Origin of the sequence: Sporosarcina sp. P20a, from assembly GCF_002743175.1 — a bacterium.
Classification (GTDB): Bacteria; Bacillota; Bacilli; order Bacillales_A; family Planococcaceae; genus Sporosarcina.
On sequence record NZ_PDYT01000002.1, the window covers coordinates 165681 to 187305 of the forward strand.

Annotated in this window: 21 protein-coding genes and 1 other annotated feature; of the genes, 2 read left to right on the plus strand and 19 right to left on the minus strand. The window is 43.8% G+C overall.

Annotated features, from left to right (window positions below):
- Nucleotides 1-241: 241 nt before the first annotated feature.
- The 9 genes from hisS to CSV72_RS04260 form a co-directional block, all read right to left on the minus strand.
- Nucleotides 242-1504, minus strand: a complete 1263-nt coding sequence (hisS, locus tag CSV72_RS04225; RefSeq protein ID WP_099677275.1) for a histidine--tRNA ligase — start codon at nt 1502-1504, stop codon at nt 242-244.
- Nucleotides 1505-1578: 74 nt separating this feature from the next.
- Nucleotides 1579-1797, minus strand: a binding site (T-box leader).
- A 238-nt stretch (nt 1798-2035) separates the two neighbouring features.
- On the minus strand, nt 2036-2476 hold the full coding sequence (dtd, locus tag CSV72_RS04230) for a D-aminoacyl-tRNA deacylase (RefSeq protein ID WP_099634431.1): 441 nt from the start codon (nt 2474-2476) through the stop codon (nt 2036-2038).
- Nucleotides 2477-2491: 15 nt separating this feature from the next.
- Nucleotides 2492-4690 carry a RelA/SpoT family protein gene (locus tag CSV72_RS04235; protein ID WP_099677276.1) on the minus strand — a complete coding sequence of 733 codons (2199 nt, stop codon included), beginning with the start codon at nt 4688-4690 and terminating at the stop codon, nt 2492-2494.
- 143 nt (nt 4691-4833) lie between these two features.
- Entirely contained in the window at nt 4834-5346 is a 513-nt protein-coding gene (locus tag CSV72_RS04240) for an adenine phosphoribosyltransferase (RefSeq protein WP_085130996.1), read from the minus strand.
- Nucleotides 5337-7682 carry a single-stranded-DNA-specific exonuclease RecJ gene (recJ, locus tag CSV72_RS04245; RefSeq protein ID WP_099677277.1) on the minus strand — a complete coding sequence of 782 codons (2346 nt, stop codon included), beginning with the start codon at nt 7680-7682 and terminating at the stop codon, nt 5337-5339. The genes CSV72_RS04240 and recJ overlap by 10 nt, the downstream gene beginning before the upstream one ends.
- A 718-nt stretch (nt 7683-8400) precedes the next feature.
- Nucleotides 8401-8550 carry a hypothetical protein gene (locus CSV72_RS16990; RefSeq protein WP_233191073.1) on the minus strand — a complete coding sequence of 50 codons (150 nt, stop codon included), beginning with the start codon at nt 8548-8550 and terminating at the stop codon, nt 8401-8403.
- Nucleotides 8547-8759, minus strand: a complete 213-nt coding sequence (locus CSV72_RS16995) for a LapA family protein (protein WP_233191074.1) — start codon at nt 8757-8759, stop codon at nt 8547-8549. The genes CSV72_RS16990 and CSV72_RS16995 overlap by 4 nt, the downstream gene beginning before the upstream one ends.
- A gap of 72 nt (nt 8760-8831) precedes the next feature.
- Nucleotides 8832-11099: a protein translocase subunit SecDF gene (secDF, locus tag CSV72_RS04255; protein ID WP_099677278.1), complete on the minus strand. Its 2268-nt coding sequence runs from the start codon at nt 11097-11099 to the stop codon at nt 8832-8834.
- Nucleotides 11100-11229: 130 nt separating this feature from the next.
- On the minus strand, nt 11230-11541 hold the full coding sequence (locus CSV72_RS04260) for a post-transcriptional regulator (RefSeq protein ID WP_158232148.1): 312 nt from the start codon (nt 11539-11541) through the stop codon (nt 11230-11232).
- 131 nt (nt 11542-11672) lie between these two features.
- On the opposite strand from CSV72_RS04260, the gene CSV72_RS04265 reads away from it, so the two are divergent.
- On the plus strand, nt 11673-13190 hold the full coding sequence (locus tag CSV72_RS04265; protein ID WP_099677280.1) for a putative polysaccharide biosynthesis protein: 1518 nt from the start codon (nt 11673-11675) through the stop codon (nt 13188-13190).
- Here the strand turns inward: CSV72_RS04265 and CSV72_RS04270 are convergent.
- The 7 genes from CSV72_RS04270 to CSV72_RS04300 all read right to left on the minus strand — a co-directional run bounded on the left by CSV72_RS04270 (nt 13187) and on the right by CSV72_RS04300 (nt 19391).
- Complete coding sequence (locus CSV72_RS04270) at nt 13187-13822, minus strand: DUF421 domain-containing protein (RefSeq protein ID WP_099677281.1); 636 nt, start codon at nt 13820-13822, stop codon at nt 13187-13189. The genes CSV72_RS04265 and CSV72_RS04270 overlap by 4 nt on opposite strands.
- 108 nt (nt 13823-13930) lie before the next feature.
- The gene (gene yajC, locus CSV72_RS04275) at nt 13931-14197 is read right to left on the minus strand and encodes a preprotein translocase subunit YajC (RefSeq protein WP_369802878.1); all 267 of its coding nucleotides are present in this window, start codon (nt 14195-14197) and stop codon (nt 13931-13933) included.
- Nucleotides 14198-14244: 47 nt separating this feature from the next.
- Nucleotides 14245-15384, minus strand: coding sequence for a tRNA guanosine(34) transglycosylase Tgt (gene tgt / locus CSV72_RS04280; protein ID WP_099677282.1), 1140 nt, complete (start codon nt 15382-15384; stop codon nt 14245-14247).
- Nucleotides 15385-16437: a tRNA preQ1(34) S-adenosylmethionine ribosyltransferase-isomerase QueA gene (gene queA / locus CSV72_RS04285; RefSeq protein WP_099677283.1), complete on the minus strand. Its 1053-nt coding sequence runs from the start codon at nt 16435-16437 to the stop codon at nt 15385-15387. It abuts the gene before it with no gap.
- Nucleotides 16438-16455: 18 nt separating this feature from the next.
- Nucleotides 16456-17454, minus strand: a complete 999-nt coding sequence (gene ruvB, locus CSV72_RS04290; protein WP_099677284.1) for a Holliday junction branch migration DNA helicase RuvB — start codon at nt 17452-17454, stop codon at nt 16456-16458.
- Between the two features lie 19 nt (nt 17455-17473).
- Complete coding sequence (gene ruvA, locus CSV72_RS04295) at nt 17474-18079, minus strand: Holliday junction branch migration protein RuvA (RefSeq protein WP_099677285.1); 606 nt, start codon at nt 18077-18079, stop codon at nt 17474-17476.
- A gap of 745 nt (nt 18080-18824) precedes the next feature.
- The gene (locus tag CSV72_RS04300; protein ID WP_099677286.1) at nt 18825-19391 is read right to left on the minus strand and encodes an NADPH-dependent FMN reductase; all 567 of its coding nucleotides are present in this window, start codon (nt 19389-19391) and stop codon (nt 18825-18827) included.
- 154 nt (nt 19392-19545) lie between these two features.
- Here CSV72_RS04300 and CSV72_RS04305 point away from each other — a divergent pair, with 154 nt between their 5' ends.
- Nucleotides 19546-20169 (plus strand): hypothetical protein, encoded by a 624-nt coding sequence (locus CSV72_RS04305; protein ID WP_099677287.1) that lies wholly within the window; start codon nt 19546-19548, stop codon nt 20167-20169.
- Between the two features lie 63 nt (nt 20170-20232).
- Here CSV72_RS04305 and CSV72_RS04310 read toward each other — a convergent pair whose 3' ends face one another.
- The 3 genes from CSV72_RS04310 to CSV72_RS16685 all read right to left on the minus strand — a co-directional run bounded on the left by CSV72_RS04310 (nt 20233) and on the right by CSV72_RS16685 (nt 21624).
- Complete coding sequence (locus CSV72_RS04310; RefSeq protein WP_099677288.1) at nt 20233-20757, minus strand: GNAT family N-acetyltransferase; 525 nt, start codon at nt 20755-20757, stop codon at nt 20233-20235.
- A 28-nt stretch (nt 20758-20785) separates the two neighbouring features.
- Nucleotides 20786-21331 (minus strand): hypothetical protein, encoded by a 546-nt coding sequence (locus tag CSV72_RS04315; protein WP_099677289.1) that lies wholly within the window; start codon nt 21329-21331, stop codon nt 20786-20788.
- Between the two features lie 122 nt (nt 21332-21453).
- The gene (locus CSV72_RS16685; protein WP_158232149.1) at nt 21454-21624 is read right to left on the minus strand and encodes a hypothetical protein; all 171 of its coding nucleotides are present in this window, start codon (nt 21622-21624) and stop codon (nt 21454-21456) included.
- Between the last annotated feature and the right edge of the window lies 1 nt (nt 21625).

Genomic DNA, 21625 nt, shown 5'->3' on the forward strand with positions numbered 1-21625 from the left:
GGATCTTATATTTGCACTTGAAACAAAGTACAAGTATAGAAAAGAATCCTTTTACTGACTTTCATAATGTCTTGAAGTAACTAAAGTTGCTTAGTAGGATTGGAGCGTAAGAGGGGCGACTCCCGGAGGATCAGCTCGACAGGTGAGACAACCAAAGGGAGCTTGCGACCTGGTTGGCTCACCGCGAGCCCTCGGGAAAGCGTCCCCTCTGAAGCGCAAATCCCATGCGCTATCTATACTCTTACTTCTTCAATTCCCCAATCAATTCGTCAACCGTTACTTTTTTCTGTTCGCCGTCCGCCATGTTCTTTAGCTGGACGACGTTTTCGTTCACTTCGTCTTCGCCGATGACGATGACGTGGTGCGCTTTCAAGCGGTCAGCGGACTTCATTTGGGCCTTCATCTTGCGGTCCATATAATCCATCTCGCTGCGTAAACCATTTTCGCGTAGCTTGCCAAGAATCTCGAAGCCTTTTTCTCGTGCTGCGTCGCCAAGTGTGGCGATGTAGACGTCGAGTGAAGGTTCGTCTGTGAAGGACTTTTCTTCCGCTTCAAGTGCCAGTAATAGTCGCTCGATACTGAGGGCGAAGCCGATGCCTGGTGCTGGTGGGCCGCCGATTTCTTCAGCGAGTCCGTTGTAACGTCCACCACCACAAAGTGTCGTGATTGCACCGAAACCTTTAGACGTACTCATGATCTCGAATGCCGTGTGGTTGTAGTAATCTAGACCACGTACAAGATTCGGATCGTATTCGTACTCGATGCCCGCGATGTCCAAGTAGTTCTTCACTTTTTCGAAGTACGCGCTTGATTCTTCATTCAAATAATCAGCTAATGAAGGGGCTGTTTTCATCAACGGATGTTCTCTATCTACTTTACAGTCCAAAATGCGCAACGGGTTTTTCTCCAAACGGTTTTGGCAGTCTGAACAAAATTCTCCGATGTTCGGGCTGAAGTGTGCAATTAGTGCTTCGCGGTGTGCGTCGCGTGATTCTTTGTCGCCAAGTGAGTTCAGTACGAGTTTGATATCCGACAAGCCCGTTTTCTTATAAATATTCATCGCCAACTCGATTACTTCTGCATCGATAGCTGGATCATCACTGCCGATTGCCTCTACGCCGAACTGGACGAATTGACGGTAACGGCCAGCTTGTTGACGCTCATAGCGGAACATTGGACCTGTGTAGTATAGCTTCACAGGCTGATCTGCATAGCCGAACATTTTGTGCTCGACGAATGAACGCACGACAGGTGCTGTACCTTCTGGGCGCAACGTCATCGAGCGATCTCCTCGATCTGTAAATGTGTACATCTCTTTTTGCACGATATCTGTCGTATCACCGACTGTGCGCTGGAATAATTCGGTTTGTTCAAAAATTGGTGTGCGGATTTCCTTGTAGTTGTAGACATCACAGATCGAACGAGCGATCTTTTCAACGCGCTGCCACTTCCAGGAAACATCAGGAAGAATATCCTGCGTACCGCGGGGAACTTTAAAATTCATTAGAAAAACTCCTTTCGATGATCTGATGACGGGCGAACTTTCAGAGAACACAAAAAAGCTCCCATCCCTAATAAAACAGGGACGAGAGCTTGTAGCTTCCGCGGTTCCACCCAAATTGACACAAATGTGCCCACTCGAATCCGGATAACGGCCGGTTCCGTCCATGCCTACTAATTTCAGCATGAATCCTCCGTGGTGTTGTTCGCTTTACGGTACTGTCAGGGAATTTCAGCCAAGTTCCCCATTCTCTTTCCAGCCTGTAGTAAAGGTATTTTCCACATCATCGGTGTATGAATTAATTCGATTACTATCTATGTTAGTCGTAACCGCTACTACTGTCAACTTGTTTGATGAATTATGTATGGAGGCAGAACTAGCAAATGCTCATACAAAACGTTTAACCGCTCTATTACCTTCCATCAGCGCTCTATCAAACGTCTCAACCGCTCTATCGCACCTGTTATCCGCTCATAGATCCACGTCAAACGCTCTATCAAACCACGTAAACGCTCATAGATCCCACCGCTCCACTCACCTAGACTCAATCATCAACGTAACAGGACCATCATTCGTCAACTGTACGTCCATCATGGCGCCAAACTGTCCAGTTTCCACGTGAAGTCCAAGTCCGCGTAGCTGCTCATTGAAGTATTCCCACAAAGGTTCTGCTACGTCGGTTTTCGCGGCCTCGATAAAGCTCGGGCGACGCCCTTTTTGTACATTGCCATACAAAGTAAACTGGGAAACCGACAAAATCGCGCCATCGACTTCTTTGATTGAACGATTCAGTTTTCCCTCGTCATCTTCATAGATACGCAAGCCGGCAATCTTATTCGCTATATAGTTGGCGTCTTGTTCAGTATCGTCATGCGTGATGCCGACGAGTAACACATAACCATTTGAAATGGAGCCGGTTATTTCTCCACCAACTGTTACGGAAGCGTCTTTCGCACGCTGTAATAACACTCGCATGTCCACACCTCCTATTTAGTTCATTACCCGTTCAACGGAATATACGTCTTTGATTTGTTTGATTTTATCGACGGTACGTTGCAAATGCGTAATATTTTGGATTTTGATCGACATATGGATATGCGCGATATCATCTTTGTCTGCTTTGCCACTCACTGCGGTGATCGGTGTATTCATGTCCGCGACAACCATCATCACTTCATTCAGCAAACCTTGGCGATCGAATGCTGAAATTTCAATATCGACTTGAAATTCTTTACGAACTTGATCATCCTGCAATGCCCATTGGACTTCAATAATCCGTTCTTGCTGACCTTGTTCAGACAAGACGTTCGGACAATCAGTGCGGTGAACGGAAACGCCTCGGCCACGTGTAATGAATCCAACGATTTCATCACCTGGTACTGGATTACAGCACTTCGAGATACGAATCAGCATATTGTCGATGTCTTTGACGATTACACCTGATTCCGTCTGTTTCTCTGGCTTTGGTGTTTGAATGTCTGAGACGATCTTATCAATCGTTTCTTTCTTCACGCGTTCCTTGCGCATTCGCTCAGCTAATTGATTGACTACTTGTTGCGCGGTAATACCACCAGAACCGACTGCAGCGTAAAGGTCTTCTTCAGAAGTAAAGCTGAATTTATCAATGGTACGTTGCATATTTTCTTTATTCAACGCTTCCTTGATATCATACTCTTCATCTTTTAATTCCTTCTGGATCATCTCGCTACCTTTGTCGATATTTTCGTCACGCAATTGCTTCTTAAAATATTGGCGAATTTTATTTTTCGCTTGGGATGTATGTGCTAGTTTCAACCAGTCACGGCTTGGGCCAAATGACTGTTTAGATGTCAGAATCTCAATGATGTCTCCTGTCGACAACGGCGAATCAAGCGGTACAATTTTACCATTCACTTTAGCTCCAGTCGTTCGGTTCCCAATTTCGGAATGCACACGATAGGCAAAGTCGATTGGTACCGACCCTTGCGGCAATTCAACGACATCTCCGTCCGGTGTAAATACATAGACCATGTCCGAAAATAAGTCGAACTTCAAAGACTCCATAAACTCCTGTGCATTGGAAGATTCATTTTGAATTTCCAATATTTCACGGAACCATGTCAATTTCGAATCAATATCACTGGAAAGCTTTGCGACCTGCTTACCTTCCTTATACGCCCAGTGCGCTGCCACACCAAACTCGGAAATACGGTGCATCTCTTCCGTGCGAATTTGTACTTCGAGCGGATCTCCTGCGGGTCCAACAACTGTCGTATGAATCGATTGATACAAATTTTGTTTCGGCATCGCGATATAGTCCTTGAATCGTCCTGGCATTGGCTTCCACAATGTATGGATGATTCCAAGTGCCGCATAGCAATCTTTAATGCTTTTTACGACAATACGGACCGCCAGTAGATCATAAATTTCATTGAATTCTTTTTTCTGAATGACCATCTTTTGATAAATAGAATACAAATGCTTCGGTCTGCCATGAATTTCTGCAGCAATGCCCATTTCATCTAGTTCGACGCGCATCTGACTCATGACGTCTTTCAAATACTGTTCGCGTTCTGTCCGCTTTTGCTTCATCAGATTGACGATACGGTAATATTGTTGTGGATTGGAATAACGCAATGCGATATCTTCGAGTTCCCATTTGATTGTGGAAATTCCGAGTCGATGAGCGAGCGGGGAGAAAATCTCCAACGTTTCTTCCGATACACGGCGTTGCTTCGCTGCTGGAACATGTTTCAATGTCCGCATATTATGCAAGCGGTCAGCAAGTTTAATTAAAATGACACGAATATCCTGTGCCATTGCGATAAACATTTTACGGTGGTTTTCCGCTTGTTTTTCTTCATTGGATCGAAACTTTAATTTATCAAGCTTCGTTACACCGTCAACGAGCATCGCGACTTCATCACCGAATTCACGGATAATATCTTCGCGGCTTATATCCGTATCCTCTACCACATCATGTAAGAAGCCCGCTGCGACCGTTTCTGGATCCATTTGAAGACCCGCCAAAATGCCTGCGACTTGAATCGGATGGTTGATATACGCTTCACCTGAAGTCCTAAACTGCCCTTCGTGCGACTTTTCAGCCATCACATATGCCCGCTTAATGAATTCGACGTGTTCTTCGTTCATATATTTCGAGACCAAGTCGTATATGTCTTGTTCTGTCAGGTCTTGATTTTTCGCCATGGACTTACCCCTTTCAACCTATTTCGTAAATATTTAGATAATAATTTTTAGTAGTATATGTATAATATCACCTATATGTAAAGCGAATCAAACCCAGTGCCTATATAGCAAGAATCCTCCGCGTTAAGCGAAGGATTCCCCAATTAGTACGTAATTAATGCCTTAATGTTTTCATTCGTCAATTTTTCGCGACCGTTCAAGTACGATAGTTCAATCAAGAATGCGCAGCCAGCTACTACGCCGCCTAGTTTCTCAATCAATTCAACTGTTGCACCGACTGTACCGCCAGTTGCAAGTAAATCATCTACAACGAGAACACGTTGGCCAGGTTTGATGGCATCTTTGTGAATCGTTAATTCATCTTGTCCATACTCTAGGTCATAAAAGACTGAAATGGTTTCTCGTGGTAATTTGCCAGGCTTACGAACCGGTGCAAAACCGATTTCAAGCGCATAGGCAACAGGACATCCGATGATGAAACCGCGTGCTTCTGGCCCCACGATGATATCTACGTCCAATCCTTTCGCATATTCGACAATTTGGTCTGTCGCATATTTATATGCTTCTCCGTTATCCATGATCGTCGTGATGTCCTTAAAGCTGACACCCGGTTTCGGATAATCGTCTACAGTCGTTACAAACTTTTTTAAGTCCACAGTTTTTCCTCCTCAACAGCTTCTGTCTCACGCAAAGAGTCGAATACTTTCTTTAAGTCCTGATACGGAGCATAAAGCAATAACTCTTCAAGTTTAATCTGCTGTTGGCGTTTTTTATACGATGGCGCTTCTGCCAAATCACGTTTACCTGCAGAAGAGAGCATCGTCACCTTACCATTCTCTAGTGTAACAAATTCTAGTTCATAAAACACTTTTGTCATGAACTTTATCACATCTTTTTTCCAACCTTTATGTTTGGAAAGCATATCGATTTGATTGTACATATCAAATGTCTCACGCTTTTTCAAAAAGCTGTAATACCAACCAAATTGTTGGCGATCTGGCATCTTTTCAAAGTACATAGAATCATGCACATGTAGATGAAGATACACTCGATCCGCAAGCGTCTTGTCCATCACTTGCTTCAACTGTTCTTCGGCCTGCGGCATATCAAGCAATACGATAGAAGAGGACGGTTGAAGTTCATCGCGCCCAATCAAAACAATCGGAATGTCTTTAAAGAACGGCAAGAAATGTTGGATTGCCTCTTCACTGAACGCGATAAATTGTGCTTGGTCTGGAATCATTGGCAACCATCTAGCCGGCTCCCGGATTCCACGGTAATCGAACAACTGCCACTCATCACATTTCACATCTTCGACAAGTAACTGCGCTTTCTTATTGCCGTTCCATTCATTGATCTGTAAATCACCCGTCAAACTAAGCTTACTTTGTGGTGCCATTTCGTCCGCCAATGCTCCCGCTCCGAAAAATATCGCATCTAGACGGTCACTACGATCGCCCATTTCAAGCTTCAAATGATCTTTCGCTGAACCGATTTTACGAACTGAGATCGTGTCAAGTTGCTCTAATAAGAAAACAGGCTTCGGGAATCCCATACCAAATGGTCGGATTTTCTCAAGTGCTTCGATGGAGGCAATATCAATTTCATCTAATGCCAGTGGCACGTCGATGGATAAAATAGGCTGTAAATCTTCTTCTGTCAATACTTCCTTCGCCTGTTCATTCAAATTCGAACGCAAAGACTCAACGTCCTCGATTTTCAATGACATCCCGGCAGCCATCGCATGCCCTCCGAAATGTGGCAAAATCGACGCATTCTTCGACAGTTCCTTGTACAAATCAAAGCCCTCAATACTACGTGCAGAACCTTTGGCCATTCCTGTTTCATGATCAAGCGATAAAATGATGGAAGGACGGTAATATTTCTCAGTCAGTCTAGACGACACAATGCCGACGACACCCGGATTCCAGCCTTCACCTTCTATGACTAACACGTGAGGCACCTGATCGCCATAACGGATTTCCACTTGCTCTTGCGCTTCTTTTGCGATTTCTTTCACTAATTGTTGCCGTTCTTTATTCAAATCATTCAATTCTTGCGCAATTCCGAGCGCTTGCTGCTCATCTTCTGCTTTTAATAAATCGACCGCTGGATCTGCATCTCCAAGTCGGCCTGGAGCATTCAGACGAGGACCGATCGTAAAGCCAATCGTTTCTTCTGATAAAGCGTTCTGCTCATGACCACTCACTTGCATCAACGCTTTAATTCCAGCACGTTGCGTGCGTCGTAGTCTGCGGATACCTTCTTTCACCATATAACGATTTTCGTCTTCTAACGGAACGAGATCCGCGATGGTGCCGATTGCTACGAATTCCAACAAGTCGAGCGGCGGTTCTCCAAGTAATGCAGAAGCTAGTTTGAACGCCACTCCGACACCCGCGAGTTCTCCGAATGGATATTCACCTTCCGGATGGCGTGGATGAATGACCGCATCCGCCGCAGGTAGTACATCGCCCATTTCGTGGTGATCCGTTACGATGACCGTCATCCCAAGCGACTTCGCGAATGCGATTTGCTCAATGCCTGAGATCCCATTGTCTACGGTAATGAGAACTTCTGTGCCTTCTGTATGTAGTTGTTCAAAGTAGTCGCTATTCGGTCCGTAGCCGTGTTCGAAACGGTTCGGAATAGCAAAGTCCACTTTTGCACCGAGACGTTCGAGTGCTGTCGTTAGCACCGTGACGCTTGTTACGCCGTCCGCGTCATAATCTCCATATATTGTAATTTGCTGCTGTGTGTCGATTGCATGTTGGATGCGATCGACGGCTTTTTGCATGTCATGTAATAAAAATGGGTCATGCAAGTTGGACTCGTCCATGTGCAAGTACGCGTTTGCTTGTTCGCTTGTAGTGATTCCGCGTGCGACGAGTATTTTTGTCAGCATCGTGGAAAGTTTCAAGTCTTTCGCGAGCTGGATGACGAGTTCTTCGTCTGGCCGATCGATTTGCCATCTTTTTTTGGATTGTATCAATGCTTTCACATCCTCTGTTCTTATTATAGCTAATGTGGGTGGAGACTGAAAGGAAACGGTATGGGAAGATTGGGAGTTGGATGGCCCGTCGATCTACGTTCCAGGCGGACGCCTGGAACGTAGATCGACTAGTATCGTTTTCTTTCTTATGAGACTGGCAGTGGAAGTGATTAAATGACTAATGGATAGCCTGAAGTGCAGAAGAGTATCGATTGGGGAGCTACACGAGTTCGCATAGGATTCTGAAGATAGATAGTATCATGTTTTGGATTCTCTACTGATTAGGTAGTAGGCAAATAGTAATTAAAGTCAGTAGACGTTCTGTTCAGTTTGATGTTGATCCACAGAATAGGTTCTGGCAAGTGCTATTCACCTTCCCCCCTTTGCGAAAACAACTAACTGAACTGCCCTTCACCCTATCCAACGAAGGTGCTGCCAGTGGTAGGCGTAGCGAAGAGACTAAGACAGGCGCCCTTCCTGTCTCAGGCTCCTCGCGAAAGCCATCCACCAGCACCGAAGTGGGGCCAATGATCGCTCCACTCACGTCACCAGCAAAACCACTACCAAAATCCAATCCCCAATCGAAAAAAGTACTTGCAAGAACAACTACCAACGCCGCTTATTTCGCACTCACGCAAAAAACGTAGATTTACCCACACTCACCCATCAAAAAAACCACAACAAGTCGCAAATCACAACCTGCTGTGGTATCACCTATTCAATACAACTCTTTCGGTGGAATAACCTCCGCCTGAATCAACGGAGGCTCCATCAACGTATCGATGCGCTCCTCCATCTCCTGCATCTGTATACGCTGCGCCGCCAGCTCCTCTTCCTTCACATGCAACTGCTTCTCCAACTCCTTCACACGTCGCCCACTTCGATACGACTTATAAATAGCAAAAAACCACTAATGATCGCACCAAGCAATGCCGAGCCAAGAATAATTAACACAAGCGGAATCATCTCCGTACCAAAGAAATAATTCACCGGCACAGACTCCACATTAAACACAGCAAACACCGCGATCAACATAGCAAATAACAAACCGACTAGAACAGTCCATTGAAATTTCATACGCTTCATTCCTCCATTCAAAAAAGCAGGATATACCGAAGTATACCCTGCTTTTTATATAGTTCAAACGTATTACACAACAGGTTCGTCTGAGCCCCATTGTTTTTTCTCTTTTTCTACTTTCATTCCGCCACTCTTCGCTATTTGCTTTCTCTTTAGATCGAACCAAAGTTGAGCAGAGATGAAGATGGAAGAATACGTACCTGCGAGCAAACCGATCAATAATGCGATAGAGAATGGTCGAATCGATTCTGCACCGAGTGCCATCAATGCCACTACGACGAAGATGACTGTCAGAACCGTGTTAACAGAACGGCCAAGTGTCTGTCGCAAAGATTTATTGACGATTACCGCCAACTCGTCGTCAGTACTAATATGTTTCGAGCGATTCAAGTTTTCACGTATTCGGTCGAAGGTGACGATCGTATCGTTGATAGAGTAACCGATAATCGTTAGTACCGCCGCAATGAATGTGATGTCTACTTCAAGTCGCAAAATACTGAAGATCGCAATCATGAAGAACGCGTCATGCAGTAAACCAATAATTGCCGCTAGACCCATGCGCCATTCGAAACGGAACGCTACGTAGATGATGATACCTAGAGCGGCAATCGCAAGTGCATAGATTGCATTACGCACAAGCTCTTTACCTACCGTATTGGAAACGGTCGAAACGTTTGGCTCTGCACCATATTCTTCAGACAACTCTTTTTTAATTTTATTAACTTCTTCTTGTGTGAAGTCTTCTTTATATCGGGCAACCGCAATGTTCTTGTCGTCACCTGATATGACAACGTCGGACGTTGGATGACCGATCTCTTCCAGCAGTTTCGTTACGTCCGTTTCATCGAGCTGTTGTTCAGCAAGCATTTCCACGCGTGTACCACCTGAGAAGTCGATTCCCAAGTTAAGCTTGAAGACACCGAGCATGATAGCCCCGACGAGCAATAAGACGATAGAAAGAGTATAGAAACGTTTTCTTGAATGAACGAAATCGAAACGGTCAAATTTCGTCGTGAGATCAAGTGTTTCATAGCCTTCATCCGCTGAATGGACTTGTTTCTTGTTCAGTCCAAACCAGCTAACTTTATTGTCGAGGTATCCACTGTGAACGAGTAGTCCAAGTAATAGACGAGATCCCCAAACCGCTGTCAGGAAACTGACCAAAATACTAATAATGAGCATTGTCGCGAAACCTTTAACAGAGCTTGTACCATAAATGAACAATACTACTGCTGCAAGGAGTGTTGTGACGTTCGCATCGAGGATTGCGGTGAACGAGGACTTCGCTCCTGCCGTAAAGGACGTTTTAACCGATTTTCCGACACGTAATTCTTCTTTGATCCGCTCATAGGTGATAATATTGGCATCGACTGCCATACCGACCCCGAGCATTAATGCCGCGATACCTGGTAGTGTCAACACACCATTGATTAATGTGAACACTAGCAAAATCAAGAAGATATAAACAGAAAGTGTGACGACTGCGATTAGCCCTGGCAAACGGTAATATAGTGCCATAAAGATAAAGACTAAGCTGACACCGACAATTCCAGCAAATATCGTTTTATCCAGTGCTTGTTCACCAAATTGTGCACCGACAGAAGTCGAGTAAATTTCCTCTAAATCAACAGGTAATGCACCTGCGTTCAAAATGCCCGCCAGGTTTTTCGTCTCTTCAATAGAGAAGTTACCTGAGATTTCAACATTTGAAGAGTTGATGGTCTTAGACACATACGGAGCTGAGATAAAAGCAGGCTCCGGTTTTGCGGCTTCTTCAGCAAAGGAACTTTCGCCTTCAATGAAGTCCAACCAAATAACGAGCATGTTGTTCGGCTTCATTGCTGCAATTTTAGATGTAACTTCTCCAAATTTATTCGGATCTTTCATTTCCAATGTAACAACTGGGTTGTTGTTTTCATCGAAATTGGCTTTTGCTTTACCTTCTTTCAAATCATTACCGTCGAGCATCAATTCATCATCCGCATTACGGAATGAAAGATTGGCTTGAGTGGATAATAATTCGCGGGCAGTTTCCTGATCTTCTACCCCGGCAAGCTGAACTCGGATTCGGTTGTTCGATTCGATTTGAATGCTTGGTTCGTTTACACCGAGCACGTCAATACGATTCGTCAACGCACGAGCCGTATCGGCAACCGTTGACTCCGTAATCTTTTGTCCTTCTTTCAATGGTTTCACTTGATACAGAACCTCGAAACCACCCTGCAAGTCAAGACCTAGCTTGACATCTTTTAAAATCGGACTCGTCGTGGAAAACACTGTTGATGCCAAAATGACGATAAGTAGCAAAAACGCGACGATCCTTCCTCTGTTTTTCATATTTCCTTTTCCCCCTCATATACTAGAGCGGCATAGCACCTGTTATGTACTTTCTTCTCTCATTGTACAACATACCAATTATGAAACAGTAGATTGTCTGTGTCAAATACTTCATGATAGGAATTTCCAATCAATCCGTTTTTTTAGGCGAAAATAACACAGACCATTCTTCTTTACTCAATTCCAACACTTCTTCACTGTTACGTTGAGCCTCTGTTTGCGTATGGGTCATGAACTGTGCCGCCGTAATTGTTAAAACATCTGAAATCATTTCATATGAACGCATCGCAGAAATTTCTTTTTTTCGCCACTTTTTCTCCACTACATATTTCAGTAAATCTTCTTCCGTAATCTCCGAGTAGCCGTAAAACGTCAATTCTTGCTTTTTACTTTCTAGTGCAGGGAGCAACTGTCTGTATAAGTCTGTCAACTGTTGATCCAATGCCACTTCCCCCCTCGTGTATAGTTCCGGAATAAACTTGATTATATCACATACACTTAACTATATTTGGGTTTTGCACAAGCATTCTTATTGTATCGGAAAACGTGGCTAATCAGAAGGAGTGGTGTAGGGTGTCATCATTTATTCGGGGGACGATCTTTTTGATGGCGGCCGTGTTTTTATCAAAATTACTCGGCTTCGTCTATCGAATTCAATTTATGCGGGTAGCAGGAGAAGAAACGGTCGGGATCTATATGACCGCATACCCGGCGTTCGTCTTTTTCCTCTCCTTAGTACAGCTTGGTGTGCCAATTGCGATCGCGAAGGTGATAGCGGAACTAAAAGCGCAAGGCGGCACCGTACAATTACGACAAGTTATGAGAACCGCCACATTTATCACTATCTTATCTGGCGCAGTCTTCATTCCTGCGTGTATTCTGTTCATCCCTTTTCTAGCGGAAACTCTACTCGGTAACAGCGCGACTTCTACCGCGTTATATGTAGCGCTCGCCATCGTACCTATCGCCTCAATTGGTGGATTAATCAGAGGATATTTTCAGGGGATTTCACGTATTGAAGAAACGGCATGGGCACAAGTCATTGAGCAAATCTTTCGTATTCTATTGATTACCTGGATGCTGCCGTACATTCTAGCACCAGAAGATCCAATGATGAATGCAGCATATGCGATGGCTGTGACACTCCTCGCTGAAGTCGTGTCGGTACTTTATCTTCTTTACAAATACCGTCAGCAACAAAAAAAGGAGCCAAAGCCACAGAAAAAAGAACCGCGCTATCCGATGGAGCCCATCCTTGAGGTGGCACTTCCTTCGTCAGGCAGTCGTCTATTTGGAACTTTCACATGGTTTCTCGAGCCTATTATCTTTTTACGCGCACTTTCCATGGCAGGCGTTGGAACGGTAGCCGCCACTTCATTGTATGGAGTCATTTCAGGGGTACTTATTCCGTTATTATTGTTTCCTGCATTCATTCCGTACGCATTATCTGTCGTGCTCGTTCCAGCGGTCAGTGGTGCAGTCGCTTCGAGTAACGTCAAGAAATTGCAAGAACGCATTCATTTAGCATTGCGTTTATCCGCCTTAACCGGTGCATTTGCGGCTACCGTATTTTATATGCACGGGCAAGAACTTGCGGAGAAGCTTTTTCACATTGTAGATGGTGGCAGCTATATGACGATGCTTGCGCCTATCTTCTTCTTTTATTATATTCAAAGTCCGCTCTATTCGATTTTGCAGGCGACGGGCGATGCGAAAGCAGGCATGATGAACTCCGTCTACGGAGGGATCGCCAAGCTTGCGGTAATGTTCATTTTGGCATCACAACCAGGTCTTCAAGAAACAGGTGCCGTTCTCGCAATCGGTTTCGGCGTACTCGTTACATCTTTCCTGCATATTGCTACGCTCCGTCAAAACAAATCGACCGCCACTGGATTTTCGATGTTCGCGATGACGTATATTGTATTTCTGTTGACCGTCGTCATCCGCCCGATTTTTATTCCGATCGGTTCGCATCATTTATTCGTGGAATGCGCCATTACATCAGGCGTGTTGCTCGCTTTATTATTACTAACAAGACAAATCAAAACGCAGGACTTTGTCATGCTACGGAATTTAGTTAAGCGCTATTAATCATGTTTCAGTTGCACTCTTATTTGTCCTTTTTCATACGAGCAATAGAAAATCTTGCTCAAATCGGTGATGTTTTTAGCATGTAACTCTTGTAACAACCAGTCTTCTGTCTTGCCGATCAACTCCAGATGCTCTGGCTGAATATCGCCGTCGAGCACCAGTCCCACAATCGGTAGGTCACCGTCTTTTGTGAATACGGATAAATTTCCTGAAGGTTCGAGATACGCAAACGTCACATTATGAATCGAACCGACTTGATTTTCGCGTAATTGTTGAAACAAGTCGTCGAGATTATAACGCTGTTTACGCATTTCATCTTCCTGGATCTCTCCATGCTTAATAATTAGCGTAGGATCTCCATCGACCAGATCACGGAACTTCTTGCTTTTCAATGAAATCATCGACGAAATATATTGAATGACCAGCAATAGAAGGATAGGAAGAATCCCTTCGATAATAGGTTTGTCAGGGGATTCTACGATCATTGCAGCTACTTCCGCCATAATAATAAAGACCACAATATCAATGACACCCAATTCGCCGACTTCTCGTTTCCCCATAATACGTAATATTACAAGAAGAAAAATATATAAAAAGACCGTACGCAATCCGATGATGAGTAACTCATGCACAGCATATCTGCCTCCTTCACACTTAGTGTGCCGGCAGATCTTTTTTCTATACGTAAACAAACAAAAAAGCGGCAATCTATGGATATACCACTAGATAACCGCTTTTTATTATGACGCTGTTACAACTCTGCCTACTGCTTGCTTGTCAAAACGCAAAACTGTAGTTTCAGATACACGCAAGAAAATAGAAGTTTCATCTACTGCATCCACAGTTCCGTGAATACCACCGATTGTAACTACTTCGTCTCCACGCTTTAAACTAGTTTGCATCTCTTTCGCTGCCTTCTGTCTCTTCTGAGCAGGACGAATGAGTAAAAACCACATAATAGCTACCATGATTACTAGTGTAAAAATACCACCGTATTGTTCCATCATTATATATTTTCCCCCTTCCTGAAGCATCATTTTTTATTATACAAGATTTAAAAGTTTTTTGCATTCGGTTTGTTGAAGCCGTATTGCTCAAAAAACTCTTCGCGGAAATCACCGAGGCGATCTTCACGGATAGCCTGACGTACTTGCTCCATTAAATTCAGCAAAAAGTGCAGGTTATGATAGGACGTCAAACGTATACCAAATGTTTCACCCGCACGAATTAAATGACGAATATAGGCACGACTATAGTTTTTGCACGCATAACAATCACAGTTCGGATCAAGCGGACCAAAATCTCTTTCATACTTAGCATTTTTGACAACTAAACGACCTTCACTTGTCATCAACGTACCATTACGTGCAATGCGCGTCGGCAAGACACAGTCAAACATATCAATTCCACGGATTGCACCGTCGATCAATGAGTCTGGAGATCCAACGCCCATCAAATAACGTGGTTTGTCTTGTGGAAGCAATGGTGTCGTGAAGTCCAGCACTTTATTCATAATATCTTTCGGTTCCCCGACGGACAATCCACCGATTGCGTAGCCTGGGAAATCCATTGATACTAAATCACGCGCACTTTGCTTACGAAGATCTTCAAACTCGCCACCTTGTACGATACCGAATAATCCTTGATCATTCGGACGTCCATGTGCTTCAAGGCAACGCTCTGCCCAGCGAGACGTACGCTCGACACTAGCTTTCATATACTCATGTGTTGCAGGGAATGGAGGACATTCGTCAAACGCCATCATAATATCGGCTCCAAGGTCGTTTTGGATCTCCATCGCTTTTTCTGGGCTCAAGAACAACTTATCTCCATTAATATGATTACGGAAATGAACGCCTTCTTCTTTAATATCACGGAATTTACTTAAAGAAAACACCTGGAAGCCACCGGAATCCGTCAAAATCGGACGGTCCCAGTTCATGAACTTATGTAATCCACCTGCTTCTTTGACGATTTCATTTCCTGGACGTAACCATAAATGATACGTGTTACTTAAAATAATGCCTGCACCCATTGCTTTCAATTCTTCCGGAGCCATCGTTTTTACCGTAGCTTGTGTTCCAACCGGCATGAAAGCAGGTGTTTCAAAAGAACCGTGTGGCGTGTGGACAATCCCAAGTCGCGCACCCGTTTGTTTACATGTTTTAATATGTTCGTACGTAATAGCTGCCAATTAACCTCGTTCCTTTCTTGTAGCAGGGCGGATCAACATCGCGTCCCCAAAACTGAAAAAGCGATACTGCTCTTTCACTGCTTCTTCATATGCACTCATGACGTGATCGCGTCCGGCAAATGCCGACAACAGCATCAACAACGTCGATTTCGGCAAGTGGAAATTCGTCACGAGCCCGTCAATTGCTTTAAACTCATAGCCAGGATAAATAAATATCGAAGTCCAGCCACTCGCAGCGACCACTTCTCCGTTATTCTCTGAAGCAATCGTTTCAAGCGTCCGTGTAGACGTCGTACCGACCGCTACTACATTGCCGCCATTAGCTTTTGTCTCGCGAACAAGTGCCGCCGTTTCTTCTGTCATCACATAATATTCCGCATGCATCGTGTGATCTTCAATTGTATCTACACTAACAGGACGGAATGTACCAAGCCCAACGTGCAACGTAATGAAAGCGATCTGCACGCCTTTTTCACGCAATGCATCTAAGATTTCATCCGTAAAATGCAAGCCCGCTGTAGGTGCTGCCGCAGATCCACGCTCTTTTGCGAAAACAGTTTGATAGCGTGTCTGATCTTCCAACGTCTCCGTAATATATGGAGGCAATGGCATCTGACCGAGCTGATCGAGCAACTCATAAAAAATACCATCATAACTAAATTTGAATTCACGCCCACCTTGTTCACCAAGTGCTGTACATTCAGCTTGCAATAAGCCGTCACCGAACGTCACGATCGTCCCTACTTTTATTCGTTTTGAAGGCTTGACCAATGTTTCCCAGCGGTCGTCACCTGTTTCTTTTAACAATAACACTTCAATCGTTGCACCAGTTTCTTCTTTCGTACCGATTAAACGCGCCGGCAATACTTTCGTATCGTTCAACACAAGCAAGTCCCCTGCTTCTAGTTCATCCACCAGATCACGGAAATGCTTATGCATGACGAAACCATTATCCCGACCCATGACGAGTAAACGACTCGCTGTTCGGTCCAAAAGTGGTGTTTGTGCAATTAAATGCTCGGGTAAATCAAAATCAAAATCTTCTACTTCCATCACGCTAACTCCTATCTGTCACTCAGGAAGCGGATAACCGAAATGCTCGTAAGCCTTTTCTGTCGCCATCCGACCTCTTGATGTACGTTGAATAAATCCCATTTGTAATAAATACGGCTCATAAACATCTTCAATCGTCACCGATTCTTCGCCAATACTTGCAGCGAGCGTATCAATGCCGACTGGACCGCCACGGAACCGTTCGATCATGCTATGGAGCAACTGATGGTCGATTTGATCGAGTCCATGATGATCCACTTGTAACATATCGAGTGCTTCTTGTGCAATCGAAAGTGTAATGATTCCGTTACCGCGCACTTGTGCATAATCGCGCACTCTACGCAGTAGACGATTTGCAATACGCGGCGTTCCACGAGAACGTTTTGCCAGTTCCACAGCTGCTAACGGATCAATGTCCACTTCAAATAAATTCGCGCTTCGAATGACAATCTCCGTCAATGATTCCACTTCATAATACTCTAGTCTAAGCGGTACACCGAAACGGTCACGTAGCGGTGCAGACAGTGCTCCTGCACGCGTTGTCGCGCCGATCAATGTAAACGGCGGCAAATCCAGTCGCACAGAACGTGCAGTCGGACCTTTTCCGACCATAATATCGAGACAAAAATCTTCCATTGCAGGATACAGCACTTCTTCAATCGCGCGGTTCAGCCGGTGGATTTCATCGATGAATAAGACGTCACCCGGCTCCAACGAAGACACTACTGCCGCCAAGTCACCCGGACGTTCAATAGCTGGACCGCTCGTCATGCGGACATTGACACCCATTTCATTTCCTATTACCGTTGCGAGCGTCGTTTTTCCAAGCCCAGGAGGACCATACAGCAAGACATGATCCAAACTTTCTTCCCGCTTCTTTGCCGCCTCGATAAAGATCGATAAATTATCTTTCGCCTGTTGCTGACCAATATATTGTTGTAATAATTGCGGGCGTAATGATTGTTCAAAACCATCATCAAAATCCGTCGCTTCATTCGTCAGTATGCGTTCATCCATTGGAACCACCTCCATCGTATTAGCCTTGTTTCAATAATAACTTTAATGCCAGTCGCATATAGCCTTCTGTATCGAGGTCTTCTTTCTCGAGCTTCGGCTTCACTTTCTTTAGTTCGCGATCCGAATAACCAAGCGCAGTCAACGCAAGCAATGCTTCGTCGAGCTCGTCACTTTCAGCAAGCGTAAGCAATGTGTCTTCCGAATCCGGCAAATCAATCTCCGTAAATAGATCATGAAGTTTGCCTTTTAAGTCCAAGATCATTTGACGCGCCGTCTTCTTGCCGACACCTGGAAACTGCACAAGGAACCCTTCATCTTCGCGCTCAATCGCACTCACTACTTGAGAAGGCAAGCCGTTCGCAAGAATTGCGAGCGCGCCTTTAGGACCGATTCCCGAAACGGTAATCAGTTTACGAAACAGTTCACGTTGTTCCAGCGTCTTAAAGCCAATCAATAACTGCGTATCTTCACGCACATGCAAATACGTGAACACTTGCTGCACCTCTTCTGTTACATGGAAAGCAAATGGATTCGGTGTCATGACTTGCCAACCAATTCCAGATTGCTCCAGCACTACATATTCAGGTGTCACACGTGTCACATAGCCTTTTATGTAATCGTACAAAGTATTCTCCCCCTAAAGTATACCTGCTATTATAGCATACGAACGGGTTTTCTACTTGTACGACCTCCAGAATTTCGTATAAATAAAATAGGGCTGTATTTGAATTGTTTTAAGTTCGAGTTCAAATTCAAGGTCAAGTGAAAATAGTGAGTGAAATTTAATAGCGTGATGGTATGGAAGCTCCAGTTGGGGGACGCTTTCCCATGGGCCCGCGGTGAGCCAACCAGTTCGCTTTGCTCTCTTTTGGTTGTCTCACCTGATCGGGCTGATCCATCGGGAGTCGCCCCCAACTTCCGCTTCCATCCTACGTTGATAGTGCGAGTACTTGGATCACTCACTATAGGAAGTGTATGAATTATTATTTTGTCTTCACTTATTTTAATTTCAAATACTGAAGTTCAACATCGATTACAACACTTACTTTAGTGCGCAAAAAAGTATCATCTACTTTCACTGCAAGGGATTGGGGCGTAGGAGGGGCGACTCCGGGAGGATCAGCGAGAGCCGTAACGAAGAACGGCTTTTGCGAGTGAAGCGCAGCTAGAAGGAGCACATGTTTGCACTAGCGAACAGTTGGCTCACTGCGGGCCCTCTAGGAAAGCGTCCCCTCCGAAGCACCAATCCCCTTCCCCAACACCTCTGCCAGCCTTTTGTTTTCTTATCTCATACTATTTCGCATCAAAAAAGAGCTGTCACCAGTCGTCATTTAAAATAATGACGACTTGAACAGCTCCATTCATCCTACTTATGCTTGAGCGATTGCTTGTTGTTTCTTATGGAATGCGATGAAATTCTGTACGACAGTATCAAGGAACGCGATTGTACCTTCATCTGTAATATTTCCTTCTTCATCCATTTTCGTATGAATAGCACCGATATATACTTCGTTACCTGGCAATAAGTTAGGCGCTAGTGCTGGGTTAGAAAGAATTTCACGTAAGTGGATCTGTGCTCTTACTGAACCAAACACTCCCATTGATGATCCTACGATAAATCCTGTTTTGCCATGTAATGTAAAGTCGCCGCCACGTGACAACCAATCCAACGCATTTTTCATTGCGCCAGGAATAGAGAAGTTATATTCCGGAGTTGCGAACATAACTGCGTCTGAATCTTTCACGTCATCCTTGAATGTTTGAATCGCTACAGTTGGTTCGCTTTCAATATCAATAGAGAACATTTCTAAATCGTTGATGAGAACCGGTGTAATTTCCAATTCTTCTTTATAGCGCGCAGCCATGAATTTTACTAATTTTAAATTGTATGAAGTGGAACTTGTACTTCCGATTACTGCTTTTACTTTAATTGTCATAATGAAAATCTCCCTTGTGTTTTAATATCTGCAGGACATATCATAGCGCTTGCTCATTTTTATTTCTAATGATTTGCTTGACATTTGAAACCTTCTTTGCATGTAAACGTATACATATAAGGCAGTTCTACGTCGTTTTAAAGGAGGAAGCTATATGCGAACGATGATCTATGCAAGTTTTGCTATGTCGCTACTATTAGTCGGCTGTAATTCAGCAACAGAAAAACCTACCGAAGAAGTAAAGCCACCCGCAGAAAAACCTGTTGAAGATATACCCGAAGAAACGACGACGTTGCCGGAACGTGATTCCACGATGGATGTTGTGATATCTGTTGAAGGTGAAGACTCCACTATCAAGATGGACCTCGTCGAAGGCAGTGATGCAATGTACTCGATGTACATCGATACGGAACGTTATACGTTTGTGACCGGTGAAAAAGAAGACAAGCTCATGCCGATTGACGAAGTGCCTGAAGGTTATCCTGAGGTGAATATGACATTTCTATACGTCGAAGATCAAACTCCAGAAAGTGTAAAGGAAGATATGGAACAGGTATACAGTATGCCGCTTGAGGAAAATATTATTTCTGCACCAGTCAACGCGCTCTCATTGCACGGTACTTCAGGAGAAGAATCGGATAGTGAAGTCGTGACGATCTACATGATGGAAGTAGACGGAGGCACATTGCTCATTAAGGCGAACTATTTCCTTGAAGCACAAGAAGGTCACGGCGCACGATTTGAACAGATGTTGGAGACGCTGGAAGTACGTAAATAACTAGTGAAAAACGAATTCACATAACATGCCTAAAAAAATCCTCATTCGTAACAGAATGAGGACTTACCTAGTGTATTTGATAGTAGAATGGATGAACTTGGCCATATAATATTCGTCAACAAATTCTTTTCCTATACATAATGAATGCTTTTTAGTTCCCTCGATTTCAAACCCCATCTTTTTATATAAAGACAAACCCGCTTCATTTTGAGTAACGACCGTTAACTCTAAACGATGTATAGTATGATGCCTTGCCCATTGATCCAACTCCATAAATAGCTTCGTGCCTACGCCCTGTCCTCTGAAAACTTCAGCAATACCCACTACAATGTAAGCAGAATGTCTATTTCTTTTCGCATCACCACCGATAGCAAATAAATATCCTGCTAACTCGTTATGTTCATTTTCAGCTACTAAGATAGTAGAATTACCGCTCTCTTTTATACGTTGTATACTTTGTATTTGTTGCGCATGTCCAGTTTCTCTTTCTCCAGCTTCCATCAGCATATAATCTGAACTCGCTTCTACGTGCTCAATTAGACGGGAAAGTTTCACCGCATCCGCTATTTCTACTTCTCTTGCTATCAATGGATCACTCCTCATTAAATGACACTAACTATTTCCATACTGAAGCATATTTCTTTTTGTATTTCTTATCCTCTTCTTTTTCAATCAAATCCAATGCAAGTTGCTTAACTTGCTCGTCTTTTATTTCATCATAAAGCTTTCTAAGGCTTTCAATGATATCATAACGAATCAACGTGTAGTTTTTTTCATCGGTTCCGTTTATAAATCTGTCCGAAAGGGTTTTTAACACCAACTCTTTTTGCTCACAACCAGCTAAGGCAATGTTCCAAATGGATTTCAGACTATGTCTTGCTGTAACAAATTTCTTATCTTTTGTTACAGCCCAAACCGTTGGGAAATCCTTTAGAATTCTTTTTTCTGGATCACTTATCGCCAACTTACAGAGGAATTGTGCAGCTCTTGATCTTTGGTGGTTATCCCCTTCTGTTAAATCCGTCAGCAGTTGATCCCAAACCTCATAAGCCCAGTTTACTTTATCGTTCGTAATATCAAACAATTTCATAAATGCTTCGTATTGTACGTCCTTATCTTTATCTCTAAGGTTTTCAAAAAGTCTTTTTATTGTACTATCCATTGGACTGACTCCTTTTTAATGACTTATATGCCAATTAATTTTATTTCGTCATAAAGTTGCTTCTGCGCTTTCTAAATATGGTTGCAGCATGTGCCGTCTAAGAAAGCTTCGCGCCTCTTTATTCATCCTTTACTATTTTCAAAATAAGAGATGACATAGTCTTTTGTAAATTCACTGAACCTTTCATACCTGCCATGCACTTCTACCTTCTCTTCCTTTGCATTTCGAACTGAGTGATGGGGATCTACCATTCCTTTATCGAAGAGTGCTTTCACACTTTCAAAATCTTTCATC